Consider the following 17,723-nt stretch of genomic DNA (forward strand, 5'->3'; position numbering starts at 1 on the left):
TTTCCTCTCTCGCTGGTCTAGTTTCCCGTGATGCTGCTCATGCCGGTGATGATTCCGTTCACCACGTTGATGGTGCCCCACGTCCAGTTGTTGCCGTTGTTGGTGATGCACCCGATGAACTGCGTGGAGCCCGTGTACCCGTAGGTGCCGCCGCTGCTCGGACTGGTTCCTATGGCGAACTTCGGGGCGAGTATCCTGGCGGTGTCCGACGACCCAATGTCTGCGCGGCTGCTATCCAGGTACACGTAGTTGTTGGAGTTCTCCTGCAGCTTCACGTACGCCGAGCCGCCCGCGTTGCTGTTGCCGCTCCTCATGTACAGCTGCTCGTCGGGATGGCTCATGTAGCCCGCGCAGTAGGGGGTCGTCAGCCACGTCTGGCGGTAGTAGCGGTTGACTGCCAGGAAGCCGTAGCCGCAGGTGGATATGCCCACGCCGTCGGTCGAGCTCGCCGTGGGGCTGTCCTTCGCGTGGACGGCCTCGATGGTGCAGTACTCGGTCGAGCCGTTCACGAACGACGCTCCCGGGTGGTTGTTCGTCGTCGTGCCGGTGGTGATGTAGTTGGTTGACGACGTGCCGACCATGTTGCAGCGGAACATGGAGGTGCTGCCCACCAGCACGGTGCCCGCGATGATGGAGCCGTTCTTGTCGTATATCTGGAAGCCGTTGGTGGCGTTGATATAGACCCTGTTGCCGTTGCTGTCGGTCATGAAGATAGAGCCGTCGCGCAGGTAGAAGGCCCCGCTGTCGAGGTCCCAGTACGAGTTCCCGCCTTTGATGCGGCCCGTGGTCAGCTCGTCGGCGGTCACGCCGTCGCCGGTTATGGCCGTGCGCCACTTCCACGCGCCGCTGGAGTACTTGGAGTTGGCCACGCCGATGATTCCGCCGCCTATCTTGACGCACTTGGTGGCGCTCTCGGGCTTTTTGTCGTACACGAGGATGCCTTGGCCGGGCTCCTCGTACACCCAGCCGCCCGTGGTGTTCACCTCGCTGTTGAGCATGTCAACGATCTTCTTGCGGATATCCGTCGGCAGCTGGTCGAGCTGTTTCTGCAGCCCATCCACCTCGCCCTCGGCGCTCGTCAGCCGTTCGTCCAGCTTGTCCGTGACGCCTTCCAGGTACTCCTTGTTGGCCTCGTCTATCTTCTTGAGCACGCTCTCGCTTTGCTCTATCGACGTGTCGGTGTACAGGCGCAGCACCTCGTCCAGGGTCAGGTTGCCGTCGTCGGAATACTTCTTCAGCGCCTCCTCCAGCGTGGCGTCCCCGTTGTCGGCGTACTCCTTGAGGGCCTTGTCCAGCTCGTCCCTTATCTGGTCGGTGTAGTCCTGGGCGGCGCCGCCGACCTCCTTGGCATACGCCTTCTGGCGCTCCTCGGCGGCCGCCAGGCTCTCGCCCCATTTGCCGGTCGATGCCTTGTTCGAGGCGTTCACGGCCTCGGTCACGGTCGCCCGGATGGTCGAGGCGGTGGACTTGGCGGCCGACTTCTGCACGGCCATCAGCTCGGCGACCGTCTGGTAGTTGCCGAACGTGTAGGTGACCTCGCCGGGGCGCAGCTGGTCCTCCACCACCTTGGTGATGCGCGTGCGCACGCGCAGCGGCGGGTCGTACACCTTGTCCACCACGGTCACCAGGTCGCCCTCGTCCGCGCCCTCGAAGCCCTCGCCGGCGCGCGCAAGCGCCACGGCGTCCGCAGTGTAGGACACGGTGGGCACGCACGACTTCGCCAGCTGCGCCTCGGTGAGCTTCTTCAGCTCGTCGGCGTCCTCGCAGTCGGAGAACTCCACGTCGCCGAACACGTGCGCCTTGCCGCCCTTGCCGTCGGGCCGTCCCCAGCGCGCCAGCGCGTCGGCCGACCCCACCCAGTTCTGCCCGCCGTTCACGTCGCCGAAGGTCAGCTTGCGATCGTAGCCGCCCGTCAGGTTGCCGTCCTCGTCGGCGGTCTGCAGGGACTTGCCGTAGCCGTACAGGGCGGTACACACGTTGCCCTCGTCCACGCTGCGCTTGACGCTCACGAGGTCCTTGGCGTAGGTGAAACGCTTGCCGTTGTCCTCGCCGACCTGCTTGGCCATGCACACGCGGCGTGCGGTCACCTTGGTGCCGCTCACCTGGATTTCGAACGACAGCTCGCCGCCCCAAGTGTCTGCCACGTCGTGGATGGCCGCCCATGCGTTGGTGTGGTAGAAGTTCGTGCCGGCCTGCCCGAGGTCGGCCACGGTTCCGACCTGCCAGCGCGAGGAGGACAGTGCCGAGGCCAGCGCGGCGTAGGCGCTCACGTCGTAGGGGCGCTTGTCCTCCAGGTAGTCGCCCAGGAGCTCGATTTGCGCCGAGGTCGGGCAGTAGTACGTGTAGAGGATGCCCGCGCTTGCGCGCTCCTCTTCCACGCCGTCCACGATGTTCTCGTGCCAGCGGCCCTTGAGGTCGCGCCACACCAGGCGGTCGCCCTTGTCCAGGCGCGCCAGCGTTGTGATGCTCAGGGCGTTCTCGCCGTTGACCTCGCGCGTGTCCTCGCACTCGAACAGCGTCTTGATGGGTCCCTTGTACGCCTCCCAGCGGTCGCATGCCCACAGAATCATCAGCCCACGTACCTTTCCGTCCACTGTACCGTCGCGGTGCCGCTGGACAGCTTGAGGCTGTTGGACCCCGGCTCCAGCGGGAAGAAGTCACTCTCGAAGGTCACGGGCGCGGGGCTGCCGTCCACCGTGGCCTGCGGGGCGGCCATGTCGATGACCACCGCGCTCGATGCCGTCACCGCCTTGTCGATCTGCACGAACTCGCCCGTGCCCATGTTCGTCAGCCGCAGCGCCGACGTGCTGCCGCCGGGCCTGACGGTCACGGTGGGGTAGGTGCGGAAAGTCCCGCCCACCTGCACGCCCGAGGTGCCCGACACGGTTGCGCGCCCCTCGGCCCCGTAGGCCACGGGGTCGTATGCCGTGAACGTCAGCGTGGCCTCGCCGGTGTGCCACAACGTGTCGAGCGCGCCCGGCGAGGTCAGCACGGCCATGTAGCGCAGGCCCAGGTGCCTCTCGTCGTCCAGCCACAGCTCGGCCTCCTTGAGGCACAGCAGGCGCGAGGCCATGAGGCGGCGAAGGGCCGCCATATCGTCGGCGGGGCGTGCCCTCCAGGCCGCCGCCACGTCTATCGTCAGGGGTTTCAGCTCTGCGCGCATGAAGCGCGAGCCGGGCTGCCCGGGCACGTCGCGCGTGGCGATTTCGTACTCGGGCAGCAGCGAGCGGGTCACGAGCCGGGTGTCGAACCACGGCGCGAAGTCGAAGCCGTTGTATATCATGCGAAGCACTCCTGCCGTTTGATTTCCTTGGCTATCTGGCGGGAGATTTTCTCGATGTCGGCCTCCTCCCGCACGGTCGCGTACAGGTTGATTGTCACGTTCGTGTCGCCATGGGCCGCGCCGCCCTTGCCGTCGAGCAGCTTGGCGATGCCCTCGGCCAGCGGGCGCGCGCCGCGCTCGTTGAACGGCACCACGCCCTCGGGGCCCGCCTCGCCGACGCCGATGACGCTGGGGCCGTTGAACACGCCGCCCTTGGCGTACCAGTCGATGCCGAAGTGCGGCACGCTCGGCGGGGCGATGCTGAAGCTGCCGGAGATGGACAGGTGCGGCAGCTTCAGGTGGGGCAGCGACCACGAGAAGTTGAAGAACCCCTTGATGGAGTCGATGACGTTGCGCACGGTGTCGCGGGCGTTCTGTATCGGCGTCTCGATGGCGCTCTTGATGGAGTTCCACACGCTGCTCACGGTGTCCTTGGCGGCGTTGAACACACTGGAGATCGTGTCGCGGATGCCGTTCACGATGCTGGATATGGTGGAGCTGATGCCGCCCCACACGCTCGACGCCGTGCTGCTCACGGCCCCCCATATGGAGTCCCACACCGCCTGAATTGCCGACAGCACCGCCGATATGGTGGAGCTGATGGCATTGATGGCCGCGCCTATCGCCGAGCTGATGGCATCCCATATGCTGGAGGCGGTGGAGCTCACCGCGCCCCACACCGTGTCCCACGCGCCCTGGATGACCCCAAGGGCCGCGCCTATCACGTCGCTGACGTACTGGATGTACGCGCTCACCGCGCCGTAGATGGCCTCCCATATGGCGCTGGCGGTGCCGCTGATGCCTTCCCACGTCGCGCCCCACCATTCGGAGAGCGCCGTCACCGCGTCGGTGATGACCTGGCTCACCGCGTCGATGTAGCCTCCCACCGCGCCGCAGATTGCGTCCCATGCCGCCGTCAGCTGCTCGCCGAAGTTCTCCCAGATGAAGTTCCAGGGTATGAGCAGCGTCTCGATGGCCAGGTTCAGAATCTCGCCCAGCAGCATCACGGCGACCTGCACCACGTTGCAGATGCCGTCCCAGATGGACGAGGCGGTGCCGGCCAGGCCTTGGAAGAACCCGGCTATGGCGTCGATGGCCCCCTGCACCGTGGAGCAGATGCCGTCCCACACGCCGCCCAGCTTCTCGCCGAGCTGCGAGAAGAACTCGCCGACGCTTCGGGCCACGTCGCCCGCCACCTGGATGGCCACCTCGAACGCGGCGCACACGGCATCCCACACGGCGGTCACCGCGTCGCGGAACTCCTCGCAGTTGTTCCACAGCAGCACCACGGCGGCGATGATGGCCGCTATGGCCGCTACCACGGGGTGCGCGGCTATGAGCCCCAGCGCGCCGGTGCCCAGCTTGCCGACCACCTGGAAGGCCGCTCCGATTTTCGGCACGGTGTCCACGACGGTGCCGACCGTCGACAGCACGGGGCCTATGGCGGCCGCTATCGTGGCGATCGCCAGCACGGCGGTCTGGCCGCCCTCGCCGATGCCGGCGAACCACTCGGAGAACGACTTGACGACACCCGCCACGTTGGTGGCGATGTTGAGCAGCGGCTCGCCAAGCGGCTCGATGGAGCCCTGCAGCTCGCGCATGGCCTCCTGCGATTTCACGGCGAAGCTGTCGGAGGCGGCCTCCTGGGCCTGCTGCGCAGCGCCCGCCACGTCGCCGAAACTGTCCTGCACGCCCGCCAGGGACTCGATCATACCCAGGGCATTGTCCTCACCCAGCGAGGACCACAGGGTGGAGGCCAGCGCGGCCTTGTCGTACTCGTTTGGCATCTGCGTGAGGTCGCCCAGCACCGCCTGCAGCATGTCCTCGGCGGTGGCGCTGCCGTTCTTGAAGTTCTCGAAGACCTCCTGCGTGCCCTCGCTGAACGAGCCGATGGATTCCTCCATGCGGCCGTCGGACAGCGCCGTCAGGAACTCGTTGAGGTAGTCGCCCACCTTGTCCAGGTTGTACGCGCCGTTGGACGTGCCCGCTTCGAGCAGCGAGAAGTACTCGCTGGCGCTCATTCCCGCCTCGCCCCATCGCACGGAGTATTCGCTCAGGTTGTCGCCCAGCTCGTCGGTGTAGTTCAGGCCGCGCTGCATGCCCGCCGTCAGCAGGTCGCTGGCCTCGGTGGCGGACAGCCCGAAGCCCTCCATGAGGGCGTTGGTGCCGCGTATGGACTCGTTCACGTCTGCGCCGAAGGTGTCCGACAGCATGAGTGCGTTGGTGGTGACGGTCTGCAGGTCCTCGTCGGACACGTCGCGAAGGGTGGACTTGCACTGGATCAGCGCATCGTTGACCTCGTCCAGGGACTGGCCCCAGCCACCCTCGTATATGCGCTTGCCTATGCCGCTGAAACGCTCGGCCTCCTCGCCGGACACGCCGAACGCGGCGGCTATGCGGGCGTTGGCCTGCTCGTAGTCGCTGGCCACGCCGAATACGGCCTTGCCGGCGGCCACCACGGGCGCGGTCAGCGTCACCGTGGCGGCCGTGCCGGCCTTCTTGAACGAGGACGACAGCTTCGCGGCCTTCTCGTCGCCCTCGGTTATGTTCTTCCAGGAGATGCCCTGGAGGTCGCGCTCCAGGGCCTTGATGTTCTTGGATACGTCAACGGTGTCGAGCACCGCTTTGATGATGACGTTGCCGTCCATGCTCACCTCGTCGCTCTCTTGAGCGCGGCGAACACATCGCGCATCGCCGCGTCGCTTCCTTCCTCAGAGCCGTGTGAGCTGCGGCCTTTGCCGAGTTCGAACGCCTTGTGGGCGGCGTTCCAGGCCTCGACCTCCTGCCTGTTGTATTTGGTTGGCTTCGGCTTGGTCGCCGGGTTGCGGTAGTGGATGGCCGCGCCGAGCGGCGTGTCCTGCGGGCAGCCGCCCACGAGTGCCACGAACTCGGCAAAGCTGATGCGACCGCGCACCTCGTCCCACTCGATGCCGTAGGCCTGGCGGAAGCTGGTGCGTATGCGCGCCGCGTCCTCCTCCAAGTCCCACAGCGGGGTCTCGTGCGGGCGGTCGCCGGTCAGGTCGAGTCCGCACATGTCCCATACCGCCGCGTCGCGCATCCGCACGAACTCGGCGGCGTCGTAGTCGCATGCGCACCACGCGTCCGCCCAGTCCACGAAGAACAGCGCCAGGAACTCGTCCCGGCGCTGGTCGTCGGACTTGCCCTCGTCGGTCAGCACCTCGATGACGCGGATGATCGTGAGCGCGTCGTCGCGCACCAGCACCTCCTCGCCGTTCCACGGGTAGCGCGTGGCGCTCGTGCCGTCGGGCAGCCGCACCCGCTCGGCCGTGAGCGCGGCTGGCAGCATTACTTGCCGCCCTTCTTCTTGCGCTTGGCCTTGGCGCGGCGCTGGGCGCGGTTGAGCGCCTGGACCTGATCGGCGCGCTCGCTGTATGAAAGGCCGCACGCCATCAGCTGCTCGCTGGTCGCGTGGCGCGCCAACATGTTGAGGAACGTGGCGAAGACCTCGCCCAGGATGCGGATGTTCTCCTCGGGCGCGATGGGGCCCTCGTCGCCGCCCATCCACGCGAGCAGCTGCTCCCAGCCCTCGGTGCCGATGAACGCCGAGATGGTGCGCTTCATGAGGCGGGCCTGCGCGGCGTTGGCCTCGGCCGCCTTCTCGGGGGTGTCGGCCTCGCGGGCCATCTGCTCGTTGGCCTGCGCGCGGTCGATGGCGTTGCCGACCTTGGCCAGGTACTCCTCGATGTGCTTGTCGTCGAACCACACGCGGAAGCGCGGCGTGTCGGGGTTCTCCTCGGGGTCCTCGAAGAACACGTCCTCGTACGCGCGGATGTTTTTCAGAAGTTCCATTTGTTGCCCCTTTCGTGAGCGGTGAGCGTCGGGCATAGAAAAGGGGCGCGGGCCGCTCACTAGCCCGCGCCCCCATGTCCAGGAGGTTATGTCTGGTGTCGCCTGCGGCTACTTCGCCGCCACGGTGACCTTCACCTGCGTGCAGATGCTCGGCTTGGACGCGCAGCGCACGGTGATGACCGCCTCGCCTGCGGCCACGCCCGTCACGTTGCCGTCGCTGTCGACGGTGGCCACGTCGGTGTTGCCCGATGCGAAGAAGCACTTGGCGTTCGCCTCGGCGGGCGTGACGGTCGGCGCGAGCTTCATGGACTTGCCCACGGCCGGGCCGGTCGGCGCGGTGCAGGTGACGCCCGTGGGCTGCTTGAGCTTGTTGGCGGGGATGTAGCGCATAGCGCCAGCGCCCGAGATTGTGCAGGAGAACGCGCCGGGGTCGGACGCCGCGCCCTGCTGCGAGCCGACGGTCAGGCCCAGGTAGGTGCAGTCGCCCTCCACCACGTCGCCGTTGGGGTCGGTGTGGCGGAAGTGGCCCGTGCGGCCCTCGCCGGTCTCAAGCGCCAGGCTGGCAACGAAGTCCTGCGCGGGGTCGCCGTAGCAGCGGTCGCCTGTGACCTCGTACTGCGGCTGCACGCTCTTCACCTTGTCGGTGGGAGTGCCGTAGCCGTCGTAGTAGTCCTTGGTCTCGGTGGTCTCGTTGGTGGTCGGCTTCACCTCGGTGATGCCGCGCGAGAAGATGGCCCACGTGGGGCTGGCCGCGTCTGGCGTAGTGTCGATCTCCAGCGCGCTCATGTAGTTGGGCGCGAAGCCCAGGTCTTGGTTCTTTGCCATCGTTATCCCTTCTCTATGGTTATGGTCGCTTTGATTCGGAACTCCCACAGGTACGGCCCGCCCTCCGGCGGCGTTATCTCCTGCGGCTCTGTGTACAGCGCCGCGCTGGTGAAGCCGTAGGAGCCGGTGGGCGAGGACAGGTCGGCCCCGTCCAACGCGCCGGCCAGGTCGTAGGCGTCGCCCATGGCCTTGGCCTCGGAGGTGTCCTTCACGATGACCTGCAGCACGTATCCGACACGGCGGGTGCCGTCCATGTGGCGCACCGCGTCGGCCGTGGGCATGGGCCTCAGCACCACCGCGTCGTCGTGGCCGCGCGATGCTGCCAGGCGGGTGAGGAGCACCGGGCCGTAGCCCAGGGCCTCTATGGCGGCCTTCGCCGCCTCCATCACGTCCGGGGCCATGTCACGCCCCCTCGGTCAGGAGGTCGACGGCCAGGCGCTCCCAGTCCTCGCCGTGCGCTTCCTTCGCGGCCTTCGGCCAGTCGGCCTTGGCCCTCGGGTTCTTGCCGTGCTTGATGGAGCTGTCGGGCAGGTCGCGCACGTATGCGGCGTAGTCGGCGTCCCATATGACGAGGCCCTGCCTGAAGTCGGAGGCGGCCTGCATGGAGTTGTGCATGCGCTTGGTGTCCTCTGGCGTGAACGCGTTCATGTCCTCGGCCACGCTCATGGCGAACTTCACCTGCTTGGCCTCCAGCTCCTTCGCGCTGAAACGCTTCATGAGCTTGGTCAGGTCGACCGTAACTGCTGCGGGCATGGCTACCTCACCTCCAGTTCCCAGTGGTGGGGACGGGTGCCGAACGCGCGGCGGGGCGTGCACCTCGCCACGTTCATCCACTCGCCCCCGTCGATGCTCACGCGGCTGCCCACGGGCACGTCGAACATGCCGGGGCTGTCCGCGCCGTCTGCTATCACGAGGCCCTGCGCGCCGTCGCCCAGGGCGTACTCGCGCACGAGCCACGCCGAGACGGGCTCGAAGCGCACGCGGCGCACCTCGACGGGCTGCTCGAACTCGCCGCCGTAGCCGCCCTCCCTGGGCACCTTGACGGACATGGTGGAGGGCCGCGCCGAGCGCGGCACCCGCATCATCTGGTACCCCCGATGCCCGCGTAGAGCAGCGGCGTTCCAAGCAGCTCGCGGCGGACGGCGGCCTCCATGTCGCTGCGGTAGGTGCTGGCCCCTTCGGTACCGGGGTTCCACGAGAACGAGCCGACGGTAAAGCCGCCGCCCTCCATGATGCCGCCCGAGCATCCGTATGCGGCGTCGACCTCGCAGGCCGCCATGACCGCGCGCGCCCACTCCTCGGAGCCGTCCGGCTCGTTGGGGAAGATCAGGTCGCGCACGGCTGCCGTGGCGTGGGGGAGCGCCGCCTTGAACTCCTCGGCGGACAGCTCCCCGCGCCCGGCTGCCAGGTAGTCCTCGTGGGTCGGGGCTCTAGTTTCCATCGTCCTCGGCCGCCTCGGGCTTTTCCGCCTTGCCCTTGGCGGGCTGCTCGTCTGCGGCCTTCGCCTCGGGCTTTTCCGCCTTGCCCTTGGCGGGCTTGGCCTTCTTCGGGGCCTCCTTCTCGAAGGCCAGTCCAACAGTGCGCATGTCGCGCCTCCTTCCTACGCGGCCTTCATGCCTGCGGTGATGTAGTGCGCCAGGTTCTCGCGGACGCCGCACACGCCGTACTTGCGGTACTTGAACAGGTGGCCGAAGCCCTGCTGGTTGTCTTCGGCGTCGATGACCTTGCCGTGCGCGAAGTTCCAGCGCAGCACCACGGCGTCCTTGTGGACGATGAGGAAGTTCATGTCCACCGCGCCGGCGCCCTTCTTGTAGTGGCCGATCTCCTCGTCCTTGGTGGTGCCGTCCAAAAGGTCGATGGCGCTGTAGAAGCGGGACTGCGGCACCTTCACGATGGAGGAGAAGCCGTCCAGCGCCTCTCGGGACTTGGTGGTGTCCAGGTCCTTCACCATACCCAGCAGGGTGGGGGTGATGAACAGCACGCGGCCCTCTTCCGGCACCTCCTTCTCGTCCATGTCGCACATGGCGGCGTTCAGGCCCTTGAGCATGTCCGCGCCGTCGGCGTAGGTCTTCTGCTCCTTGGTGATGCCGGTGCCTGCGCACAGCGTGGAGAACACGAACGCGTCTCCCTCGGGCACCACCTTGGTGCGGTTGAAGTGCGCGGCGGCGTTGCCGAACGCCAGATTGAAGGACTGGGCGTCCACTTTCTGGTCGATTTCCAGGATGGTGCCGCGGTCGTAGTTGGCGCTGATGGGCTTCCAGGTCAGGGACGCGCCGCTGTTCTGCGGCAGTCGCCCGTTGGCCTGCACGTCGCCCAGGCCACCCATGGAGTAGACGGGATAGTAGAACTCGCCCAGCTGCTCCATCTGCGCGATGTTGCCCTGCGGCGCGGCGCTCTCAAGCACTGCGGTCAGGGATTCCTTGCGGTACGCCTCCATGAGCACGTTCTCGTAGCCCTTGGGCAGTTCGATGCTGTTTGGCATGATTTACTCCTTTGAAGATTCGTCGGTGAGTCCGAAAGCTGCGCGGAAGTCGGCCAGGCCGTCGGAGCCTGCGCCGCCCTTCTGCTCGCCGCCCGCGCTCGAACGCGGCTGGTCGGCGAACATGTAGGCGTTGTCCTTCTTCAAGGCGTCGAAGTCGATGCCGGTCAGGTTGCCCTGCTCGTCCAGCTTCGCCTCGGCGATGTTGGGGATAATCGCGCGCGCCGCCTTGGCGTTGCGCACGCCCATCTGCGCCAGCTTGGTGTCGATGGCGAAGTCGCGGCGCATGTCGGCCTCGCGCTTCTCGGCGTCGGCCTTGTACGCCTCGTTGTCGGCCTTGGCCTTGTCGAGCGCGGCCTGCAGCTCGTCGGCGTTGCCCGCCTTGGCGGTGAACTCCTCGATCTGCTTGTCGCGCTGCTCCAGCTCGGCCTTGAGGGCCTTCACCTGCTCCTGGTACTCGTCGGTCTCGCGCTTGTACTTCGCGTAGGACACGACCTCCTTCTGGGGCTCGGTCTGCTGGCCTTCGCCGCCCTCGTTTCCCTGGGGCTTGTTGTCTTCAGCCATCGCTTGCTCCTTCCGTGTTTGGTTGTCGCGCTTCCCTGCGCGCTTGGATGGCCCGCCGTTGTCGCCGCGGTCGCGTGCGGGGCATGTTGTCGCCGCCCCATCGCGTGACCGCATCTTCCCCGAGGTGTCGCCAGGCAAAAGAAAAGGCCGCCCGTTCGTGGGCGGCCTTGATGCCGTGTGTCTACTCGGTTGTCGCTTGGTCTACTTCATCAGCCCCGCGTCGCGCAGAACCTTGCGGGACTTGGCAAAAAGCTCCTCGCGCTCTTCTTTGGTCAGCTTTTCGGCGGCTTTCGACTCGGAGGCGCTGTCATCTATGACGAGCACCCAGTCCTCTGGCGTCACTTCTTTTTTGTCAGCCTGAACCATTTCGCTTCCTCGTTTCGCTCGTAGAGCATTTCGGTGGCGAGCTGGTCGATAACATCGCCGCCCGCGTTCGGGCACTCTCTTTTCGCCAGCTCTCGCAGCTCCTCGTACGCTTGTACGACGCTGCGGTCGTTCACCTTGATTTCATAGATTGTACCATCGTGGCACGCCACCACCGAGCTGCGCACCCAGTCGTTTTCCGCCACCGTTCGAATGTCGGTCCACGACGGCGGCGAGCTCATGGGGTGGTTGTGGATCAGCACCACGCCGCCCTTGGTGCGCCTGCACGCCTCCACCTGCTTGGCGGTCAGGCCGCACGCCTGGCTCTTCAGGCCGTGCCCGAAGGTGTCGGTGACGCGCTCGCCCTTCTTCCACGACACGACGGACATGCGTTCGTAGCCCGTGCCGTCGCGGTCGCGCAGGATGCGGCGGCTTTCGGCGTACACGGCCTCGCTTGCGCGCTTCGGGATGGGAAGGGACACCACCTTGTCGTGGTAGGCCCTGCCGTTCACGGCGCGGCGGCTCACGTCTGCGGCGGTGCCCGCGCCCTTGCCCGGCATGAACTTCTCGCGCACCCAGGTCTTGTCCGTGGCAAGCGGGTAGATGCGCTCCTTCGATTCCACGGCGGCCTCGCGCGTGCGCTCGCGGGACAGGTAGGGATGGGCGGCTATGTGCTCGCGCTGGCGCTTCTGCAGCTTGCCCAGGCGCAGGCGCTCCTTGGTGTTGTCGAGCCCGGCGGCCTCCAGGGCCGTTGCCTCGCGCTTGGCGGCGCGTATGCCGCGCTCAAGCTCGCGCTGCTTCTGCTCTGCCTGGTATCGCTCCTCGCGCTTCTCGTCGCCGCCATCGGGATCGCGCTCGTACCGCAGCTGCTGGCCCTCCACGTAGATGCCGAAGTCGTGCTTGCAGTTCGCGCCGCACAGGCCATCGACAGAGCCGTAGCCCGTCTCGCGGTAGAACGGCGGGTACTTCTTGGACTTGCCCGACAGACTGAACACGCGGCCCTGCCACTTGGCGTGGCTCTCGCGCGCCCCGCCGTGCGAGGAGGTCTGCACGAGGTCGTGCCCGGTCTCTTCAAGCAGCTCCAGCGTGTTGCTGCTGCCGGCCTGCACCGCCTGCGTGCGAATGTGGCGGCGCATGGCCACGTCGGGCTGCGCCCACGCCCCGCTCTTGTAGTCCACGACGGACACGCCGCGTCGCGCCAGCTTCAGCACAGCCTCGCGGGTGGCCTGCTCGTAGCCCGCCATGCCCGAGTTCACCCGAGCCACGGCCTGCGCCACGACTTCGAGGTAGGCGCGCTGCACGTTGGCGGGCATCTTCAGGTTGTCGCGGCTCACGACGTCCTGCACTCCCGCCGCCGTGGCCCGCGCTGAGTTGTGCAGCCTCCACTGCATCGTCTTGGACAGCGCGCCCATGGCCGTGCCCAGCGTGGCCAGGTCGGCCTCGGCGCTCTTGGCCACGGCCTCGGCTGCAGCCTTGGCAGCCTCGCGCGCGGCTCTGCGGCCCTCCTCGTTCATGGCCTTCTGCACGTCCTTGGCGGCAAGCGCCGCCTTGCGGGCGGCCTGCGAGTAGGCGCTGTCGCCCTCGAAGTCGATGGAGCCTATGAGCGCGGCGTAGATGCACACCAGGCGCAGGGTGTATTCGTCCATGGCCCCCTGCGCTGCGTCAGTGAAGTGCTCTATGTAGTCCGGCCCCAGCATCAGGCGAGCCCGTCGCCCAGCATGTCGAACGCGCCGCCCTGCTGCTCGGGCACGTTGGCCTTGGCCTCGTTGCTGGTCTCGCCGTAGAAGCGGCGGCGGTACTCCCACGGGGCCATGATGCCCGCGCCGACCTCGCTCATGGCCATCTCGCGCGCGCTCTGCGTGTCGCTGATGATGGAGTCGTCGAAGTCCACGGTGACGTCGCCGTAGGGCACGGCCTCGCCCTTGATGCTGCGGCACGCGTCGGCCATGCCGTTCACGAGGCGCACGATGGACTTGCGCAGGGCGTTCTCGTGCCGGTGGATGGATCGCATCAGCTGCGAGTTGTCGGCCGCCACCTCCTTGGCGGTCTTCAGGCCCGTGTGCGACTCCCAGGAGAAGTAGCCGTTGCCGAAGCCGCACGCCACCGACAGCAGGCGCAGGCCCGTGTTGATGGCGCTGGCGTTCTCGTCGGCCTTGAGGTCGCTCTGAACGGTCTGAATCTTGGCCGACCCCTCGTCGCCGGGGTTCATGCTGAAGATGGTGTCGTCGGCCTCGCCGAAGGCGTAGTAGGTCTTCGTGAGGCTGCCGTCCGTCCCCTTGTCGGTCTTGGACTCTATGAGGGTCTTGTCCACGAACGTGCGCGGGCGGCCCACGCGAATGTGGTCGAGCAGGGAGGTGGCGGCCTCGTCGACCACCTTCATGGCCCCCACGGCGTTGCAGTACACGCTCGCGCCCATCGCGCAGTAGTCGTAGAAGCGGTTCGACACGGCGGGGCGCACCAGCGCGAAAAGCGGGCGGGTGCAGCGCGTGTCCATGTCGGCGCTGATGCCCTCGACCGCCACCTGCTTGTGCGTCTTGGTGTCGAACAGCTGCGTGAGGATGTGGTAGGTGCCGCCCTTGAGCACGTGGGCCTGGCACTGGTCGTAGTCGCGCCCGGCGACCTCCACGCGGCCCACGAACGCGCACTGCGTGCAGTCGTCGGCGCTCCACGTGAGCGGGACTATCTGCGTGGCGTCGTAGCGCACGATGCGCAGCTCGGCGTCGGGCGTGTAGGCGCTGTCGGTCACGCCTCGCGGCTCGATGACCCACGCGCCCGTGCCCATGGCGAACGCGCAGGCTATGAAGTCGGCGTTGTCCATGGCGAACGATGTGGGCGCGTCGCCGTCCTCTGTCGGCTGCGGCGCGGCCTGGCCGTCCTCGTGCCCCTCGTCGCCGACGCCGCCCGTCGCCTTGGGGTTGGCGAAGTAGCGCGCCATCCAGGCGCGGCGCTCGTCGCTCGTGCTGGAGATGATCGTGCTCTCGTTCATGAGCAGGCTGGCCCACTCGTCGGCCACGAGCGCCGCCGGGTGCAGGCTGGCGCGCTCGCGCTTGTACACGCGGAAGCCGCGCCGCTCGCTGTAGTGGTACCAGCCGTTGTTCGCCGCGAACCAGCCGAACCAGACGCCCACCATGCCCTGCATGCGGGTGTCCGGCTGGTATCCCATGCGGCGCAGCCACGCCTCGGCGTAGCCCGTGTTGCCTCGCTTCTCCATCAGAGGTTGCTCCTTATCCACAGTCCTGCGGCGTAGCCCGCCGCGTCTATCGCGTCGTCGTTCACCTTCGGCAGTGTCTCGGTTATGTCGCCCTGCCCGTTCGACACGTACTCGTACTCGGGGAACTCCTTGGCGGCGAGCGGGCAGCGGTCGGGGTCGATGACTATGCGCGTGAGGTTCTGCATCCACCTGATTCGGCTCTTGGGCGCGTTCAGGCCCTGCTTGAGCGATTTCTGCGCGCCGATGCCCTGCTCCTGGTAGTAGAGGATCATGCCGCGCGCCGCGCTGTCGCACCACACGTCGGCGGCGGGGTCCTCGGCCTCCTGCAGCTTGGCGGCCACCAACTCGGCGGTCTTGACGTCGATGGCCTCGGTTCCCTGGCGGCTCTCCTCGTCCAGCAGGTAAAGCACGCGCTCGTTCTCGTCGTATCCCGCCTCCATGAACACCCACGGGTGCACGCTGCCCGCGTCCACGCCGAACGAGCGCAGGGCGATGGCCTCGCGTTCCTCTGCGGTGATGGGACGTATGTCCAGCAGCTCGTCGGGGAACACCTCGGAGCCCGTGCCGATGACCTCGCCGAGCCATTGCCAGCGGTAGGAGTCGGGCGTCTTGCGGCGGCTGCGCTCGGCCTCCGCCAGCGCCGCGGCGCTTATCCACTCGGGGTGCTCGTCTATGACGTCCAGGTACGTGGTGTGGCATATGAAGCGCCCGTCCTCGCCCGGGTGGGCCTCCAGGTCGCGCGCCTCCTTGTTCACCCAGTTGCGAGCCGAGCGGGGAGGGTTGTAGCTGTAGAACACCCAGAACATGTCGCCGCCGCGCAGGAACGTGGCCAGCACGCTGCGCACCTCGTCCATGCCGTCGAACTCGTCTACCTCCTCGAACCACACCACGGCGCAGTAGCCGGTGCGGAACTTCGCGGACTTCAGCTTCTTCGGCTTGTCGCATCCCACAAAGCGTATGACCTGCCCGGTGGGGCGGTACGTCACCTCCATGGGGGACAGGCCGAAGTCGAACAGGTGCGCCACGCCCAGCACGTCGCACGCCCAGCCTATCTGCTCGTACACGGACGTGCGCAGCGTGTTGCCGACCTTGCGCAGCACGACGGCGTTGGCCTCCGGGTTGAGCATGATCAGCAGCACGATGGCGATGGATATGAACGACGACTTGGTGGAGTTGCGCCCGCCCTTGAACCAGTAGTGCGTGAACTCGTGCGCCTTGATGGAGCGCCACACGCCGGCGAACACGGAGGCCACGACGTCCGAGAGCCTAACCGAGGTCGTCAACGATGGTCACCCCCGCCTCCGCCATGGCGGCCTTCGCGCCGTCCACGCCGAACATGTCGTTGAGCAGCTTCACGCTCTCGGTTATGGCCAGGCGCGCGTCGCCGTTGATGCTGCCCTCGGCCGCCTGGCGGCGGAAGATGGGCAGCGCGCCGTCCAGCACCTCGAACAGCGGGGCGGCCGCGTCCTGCAGCTCCCAGCGGCAGTCCTTGGCGGCCGCGTCGCGGATTTCCTGGATTCTGTGCGCGATTCGTGGGTCGCGCATCAGCTTGGAGGCGGCGCAGCTTATCGAGTTGTAGTTCATCCGCTTGCAGTCGTAGGCCGCGCGGTACGCGTCCTGCTGCTTGGCGCGGGGCTTTGCCATCTCGCGGGCGAACGCCTCCTGCTTCGCCGTGAGCGGCTTGTCCTTCTTGGGCACCTGCGGCCTCCTTCCTGATTAGTTTCGCGCTAGCCAAGCGACGCGATCACATCGCGCTCGCGCGGCGAAAGCGCGAAACGCTCTGCGGCTGCACGCTCTGCGGCTGCACGCTCTGCGGCTGCACGCTCTGCGGCTGCACGCTCTGCGGCTGCACGCTCTGATATGAGGTAGCCGCTGCCGTATATCGCCTTGTTCTGCACGCGCTGCGCGTCGAGCGCCCTCGTGAGGCTGCACTCCTGCGGCCCCACGCGGAAGTCGATGCCGTACTTGGAGTAGCGCGCCAGCATGGGCGCGGTCAGCACCTCGTCCGGGTACTCGTACTTCGGCAGCGCCTTGGCCTTCTCGCGGCGCAGGCGCTCTATCGCGGCATCCAGCTCGGAGCGCAGGTCGGGCGCGCTGCGAGCCTGGGCGGGGTCGAGGTTGGTCACGAACGACGTGTTGACGCTTGCGCCGTTGGCGTACGTCACGCCGACGCCCGTCACGACCTTGCAGCAGTTGCGGATGCCCATGCACGTCAGGGTGGGGGCGAACAGGAAGAAGCCCACGCCGCGCTCCTGGTAATGCTTGACGATCTTGCTTAGGATGGAGAACGGCGGGTTGTCCACCACCGTGCAGCCCTGCGGGTACTCCTCGCGCTCGTAGTCGCCGCCCGGATAGAACGGGCGCGCCACCTTCGCCAGGTCGAACCCGTACTCCCGGTGCGCCCACCGCAGCACGCAGTCGTACACCTCGGGCGGGGTGTAGCAGTCGTCCGTCGTCCTTTTCGGCTCGAACTTTGCCGTGAACTCCTCGTATGTCTCGCCTCTCGCCATGCGTCTCCTATCTCTCGGCCCATATGGTCGCAAGCGTGTCGCCGGGCACGGAAAAGGCCGCCCCGAAGGACGGCCCTCTGCCTGTTTCCGTATTCGGTTGCCCCTATCCGCACGCCGCCACGGCCATGGCCATGAGCCCGAGCGCCAGCGCCCTTATGGCGTAGATGGCCGCCGCGTCTATGGCGATTGCCGCCGCTATGAACAGCAGGCACCCCCAGTTGCATCCCGGGCGGTTCATCGCTCCTCCCACTCGACGGTGCCGTCGTCGTACTCGGCCTTGAGCCATTCCAGGTAGTCGGCCTCCTCGCAGAAGCTGGCCAGCAGCCGCTTGCTGGTAGTGCAGCCGCTCATGCGGTTCGTCTCATACACGGCGATGAAGAAGGGCCACGAGTGGAACTCCGTCTCCGTGTGGATGGCCCGCTCGGGCGTGCCGAAAAGGTGCTCCCAGTTCGTCATCGCGCCCCCTCCTTCGCGCTCGGCCCGACCTTGCGGTAGGTGAAGTCCTCGAACAGGTGGCCGCACCAGCGGCAGCGGTCGCCGCCCTTGGGCAGGTGGTGCCAGATCTCGCGCATGCCGCACTTCGGGCAGCGCACCTCGATACTGGGTCGGCGCTTCGGCTTCTCGGTCTGCTGCTCCATG

The 17,723-nt window shown here is 67.0% G+C and carries 22 protein-coding genes; all 22 read right to left on the minus strand.

Annotated features, from left to right (window positions below):
* Positions 1 to 17: 17 nt before the first annotated feature.
* Positions 18 to 2,570, minus strand: a complete 2,553-nt coding sequence (locus PMX72_RS03535; RefSeq protein ID WP_271746144.1) for a phage tail spike protein — start codon at positions 2,568 to 2,570, stop codon at positions 18 to 20.
* Positions 2,570 to 3,283 carry a distal tail protein Dit gene (locus PMX72_RS03540; protein WP_271746145.1) on the minus strand — a complete coding sequence of 238 codons (714 nt, stop codon included), beginning with the start codon at positions 3,281 to 3,283 and terminating at the stop codon, positions 2,570 to 2,572. The genes PMX72_RS03535 and PMX72_RS03540 overlap by 1 nt, the downstream gene beginning before the upstream one ends.
* Positions 3,280 to 5,970 carry a phage tail tape measure protein gene (locus tag PMX72_RS03545; protein WP_271746146.1) on the minus strand — a complete coding sequence of 897 codons (2,691 nt, stop codon included), beginning with the start codon at positions 5,968 to 5,970 and terminating at the stop codon, positions 3,280 to 3,282. Before PMX72_RS03545 ends, PMX72_RS03540 begins: the two co-directional genes overlap by 4 nt.
* A 2-nt stretch (positions 5,971 to 5,972) precedes the next feature.
* The gene (locus PMX72_RS03550; RefSeq protein ID WP_161160595.1) at positions 5,973 to 6,629 is read right to left on the minus strand and encodes a Gp15 family bacteriophage protein; all 657 of its coding nucleotides are present in this window, start codon (positions 6,627 to 6,629) and stop codon (positions 5,973 to 5,975) included.
* Positions 6,629 to 7,132 (minus strand): hypothetical protein, encoded by a 504-nt coding sequence (locus PMX72_RS03555; RefSeq protein ID WP_271746147.1) that lies wholly within the window; start codon positions 7,130 to 7,132, stop codon positions 6,629 to 6,631. Before PMX72_RS03555 ends, PMX72_RS03550 begins: the two co-directional genes overlap by 1 nt.
* Before the next feature lie 108 nt (positions 7,133 to 7,240).
* The gene (locus tag PMX72_RS03560) at positions 7,241 to 7,957 is read right to left on the minus strand and encodes a phage tail tube protein (RefSeq protein ID WP_117637882.1); all 717 of its coding nucleotides are present in this window, start codon (positions 7,955 to 7,957) and stop codon (positions 7,241 to 7,243) included.
* Between the two features lie 2 nt (positions 7,958 to 7,959).
* Positions 7,960 to 8,358, minus strand: coding sequence for a phage tail terminator protein (locus tag PMX72_RS03565; RefSeq protein WP_271746148.1), 399 nt, complete (start codon positions 8,356 to 8,358; stop codon positions 7,960 to 7,962).
* Position 8,359: 1 nt separating this feature from the next.
* Positions 8,360 to 8,710, minus strand: coding sequence for a minor capsid protein (locus tag PMX72_RS03570; RefSeq protein ID WP_118349157.1), 351 nt, complete (start codon positions 8,708 to 8,710; stop codon positions 8,360 to 8,362).
* 2 nt (positions 8,711 to 8,712) lie between these two features.
* Positions 8,713 to 9,006 carry a putative minor capsid protein gene (locus PMX72_RS03575; RefSeq protein WP_147336073.1) on the minus strand — a complete coding sequence of 98 codons (294 nt, stop codon included), beginning with the start codon at positions 9,004 to 9,006 and terminating at the stop codon, positions 8,713 to 8,715.
* Positions 9,007 to 9,038: 32 nt separating this feature from the next.
* Complete coding sequence (locus tag PMX72_RS03580; RefSeq protein ID WP_117637878.1) at positions 9,039 to 9,398, minus strand: hypothetical protein; 360 nt, start codon at positions 9,396 to 9,398, stop codon at positions 9,039 to 9,041.
* A complete protein-coding gene (locus PMX72_RS03585) occupies positions 9,388 to 9,543 on the minus strand; it encodes a hypothetical protein (RefSeq protein ID WP_158559642.1) in 156 nt (51 codons plus the stop codon). Before PMX72_RS03585 ends, PMX72_RS03580 begins: the two co-directional genes overlap by 11 nt.
* 14 nt (positions 9,544 to 9,557) lie before the next feature.
* Positions 9,558 to 10,439 carry a hypothetical protein gene (locus PMX72_RS03590; protein ID WP_271746149.1) on the minus strand — a complete coding sequence of 294 codons (882 nt, stop codon included), beginning with the start codon at positions 10,437 to 10,439 and terminating at the stop codon, positions 9,558 to 9,560.
* A 3-nt stretch (positions 10,440 to 10,442) separates the two neighbouring features.
* Positions 10,443 to 11,000: a phage scaffolding protein gene (locus PMX72_RS03595; RefSeq protein ID WP_271746150.1), complete on the minus strand. Its 558-nt coding sequence runs from the start codon at positions 10,998 to 11,000 to the stop codon at positions 10,443 to 10,445.
* A gap of 201 nt (positions 11,001 to 11,201) precedes the next feature.
* The gene (locus tag PMX72_RS03600; RefSeq protein ID WP_158573939.1) at positions 11,202 to 11,366 is read right to left on the minus strand and encodes a hypothetical protein; all 165 of its coding nucleotides are present in this window, start codon (positions 11,364 to 11,366) and stop codon (positions 11,202 to 11,204) included.
* Positions 11,339 to 13,009: a phage minor capsid protein gene (locus PMX72_RS03605; RefSeq protein ID WP_271746151.1), complete on the minus strand. Its 1,671-nt coding sequence runs from the start codon at positions 13,007 to 13,009 to the stop codon at positions 11,339 to 11,341. The genes PMX72_RS03600 and PMX72_RS03605 overlap by 28 nt, the downstream gene beginning before the upstream one ends.
* A gap of 50 nt (positions 13,010 to 13,059) precedes the next feature.
* Positions 13,060 to 14,376 (minus strand): phage portal protein, encoded by a 1,317-nt coding sequence (locus tag PMX72_RS03610; RefSeq protein WP_271746152.1) that lies wholly within the window; start codon positions 14,374 to 14,376, stop codon positions 13,060 to 13,062.
* A 197-nt stretch (positions 14,377 to 14,573) separates the two neighbouring features.
* The gene (locus PMX72_RS03615) at positions 14,574 to 15,857 is read right to left on the minus strand and encodes a PBSX family phage terminase large subunit (protein WP_271746153.1); all 1,284 of its coding nucleotides are present in this window, start codon (positions 15,855 to 15,857) and stop codon (positions 14,574 to 14,576) included.
* Entirely contained in the window at positions 15,841 to 16,272 is a 432-nt protein-coding gene (locus PMX72_RS03620; RefSeq protein ID WP_117765325.1) for a hypothetical protein, read from the minus strand. Before PMX72_RS03620 ends, PMX72_RS03615 begins: the two co-directional genes overlap by 17 nt.
* Positions 16,273 to 16,301: 29 nt before the next feature.
* Complete coding sequence (locus PMX72_RS03625; protein WP_271746154.1) at positions 16,302 to 17,084, minus strand: hypothetical protein; 783 nt, start codon at positions 17,082 to 17,084, stop codon at positions 16,302 to 16,304.
* A 103-nt stretch (positions 17,085 to 17,187) separates the two neighbouring features.
* Positions 17,188 to 17,322 (minus strand): hypothetical protein, encoded by a 135-nt coding sequence (locus PMX72_RS03630; RefSeq protein WP_264297873.1) that lies wholly within the window; start codon positions 17,320 to 17,322, stop codon positions 17,188 to 17,190.
* Positions 17,319 to 17,540, minus strand: coding sequence for a hypothetical protein (locus tag PMX72_RS03635; RefSeq protein ID WP_271746155.1), 222 nt, complete (start codon positions 17,538 to 17,540; stop codon positions 17,319 to 17,321). The genes PMX72_RS03630 and PMX72_RS03635 overlap by 4 nt, the downstream gene beginning before the upstream one ends.
* On the minus strand, positions 17,537 to 17,722 hold the full coding sequence (locus PMX72_RS03640; protein WP_117637868.1) for a hypothetical protein: 186 nt from the start codon (positions 17,720 to 17,722) through the stop codon (positions 17,537 to 17,539). Before PMX72_RS03640 ends, PMX72_RS03635 begins: the two co-directional genes overlap by 4 nt.
* Position 17,723 lies beyond the last annotated feature (1 nt).

This window comes from Collinsella aerofaciens (assembly GCF_028207065.1).
GTDB classification, from domain to species: domain Bacteria; phylum Actinomycetota; class Coriobacteriia; order Coriobacteriales; family Coriobacteriaceae; genus Collinsella; species Collinsella aerofaciens_AR.

Coding starts and splice junctions, on each gene's coding strand:
- PMX72_RS03535 (WP_271746144.1), bottom strand. CDS start 2,570: ATGATTCTGTGGGCATGCGACCGCTGGGAGGCGTACAAGGGACCCATC.
- PMX72_RS03540 (WP_271746145.1), bottom strand. CDS start 3,283: ATGATATACAACGGCTTCGACTTCGCGCCGTGGTTCGACACCCGGCTC.
- PMX72_RS03545 (WP_271746146.1), bottom strand. CDS start 5,970: ATGGACGGCAACGTCATCATCAAAGCGGTGCTCGACACCGTTGACGTA.
- PMX72_RS03550 (WP_161160595.1), bottom strand. CDS start 6,629: ATGCTGCCAGCCGCGCTCACGGCCGAGCGGGTGCGGCTGCCCGACGGC.
- PMX72_RS03555 (WP_271746147.1), bottom strand. CDS start 7,132: ATGGAACTTCTGAAAAACATCCGCGCGTACGAGGACGTGTTCTTCGAG.
- PMX72_RS03560 (WP_117637882.1), bottom strand. CDS start 7,957: ATGGCAAAGAACCAAGACCTGGGCTTCGCGCCCAACTACATGAGCGCG.
- PMX72_RS03565 (WP_271746148.1), bottom strand. CDS start 8,358: ATGGCCCCGGACGTGATGGAGGCGGCGAAGGCCGCCATAGAGGCCCTG.
- PMX72_RS03570 (WP_118349157.1), bottom strand. CDS start 8,710: ATGCCCGCAGCAGTTACGGTCGACCTGACCAAGCTCATGAAGCGTTTC.
- PMX72_RS03575 (WP_147336073.1), bottom strand. CDS start 9,006: ATGTCCGTCAAGGTGCCCAGGGAGGGCGGCTACGGCGGCGAGTTCGAG.
- PMX72_RS03580 (WP_117637878.1), bottom strand. CDS start 9,398: ATGGAAACTAGAGCCCCGACCCACGAGGACTACCTGGCAGCCGGGCGC.
- PMX72_RS03585 (WP_158559642.1), bottom strand. CDS start 9,543: ATGCGCACTGTTGGACTGGCCTTCGAGAAGGAGGCCCCGAAGAAGGCC.
- PMX72_RS03590 (WP_271746149.1), bottom strand. CDS start 10,439: ATGCCAAACAGCATCGAACTGCCCAAGGGCTACGAGAACGTGCTCATG.
- PMX72_RS03595 (WP_271746150.1), bottom strand. CDS start 11,000: ATGGCTGAAGACAACAAGCCCCAGGGAAACGAGGGCGGCGAAGGCCAG.
- PMX72_RS03600 (WP_158573939.1), bottom strand. CDS start 11,366: ATGGTTCAGGCTGACAAAAAAGAAGTGACGCCAGAGGACTGGGTGCTC.
- PMX72_RS03605 (WP_271746151.1), bottom strand. CDS start 13,009: ATGGACGAATACACCCTGCGCCTGGTGTGCATCTACGCCGCGCTCATA.
- PMX72_RS03625 (WP_271746154.1), bottom strand. CDS start 17,084: ATGGCGAGAGGCGAGACATACGAGGAGTTCACGGCAAAGTTCGAGCCG.
- PMX72_RS03630 (WP_264297873.1), bottom strand. CDS start 17,322: ATGAACCGCCCGGGATGCAACTGGGGGTGCCTGCTGTTCATAGCGGCG.
- PMX72_RS03635 (WP_271746155.1), bottom strand. CDS start 17,540: ATGACGAACTGGGAGCACCTTTTCGGCACGCCCGAGCGGGCCATCCAC.
- PMX72_RS03640 (WP_117637868.1), bottom strand. CDS start 17,722: ATGGAGCAGCAGACCGAGAAGCCGAAGCGCCGACCCAGTATCGAGGTG.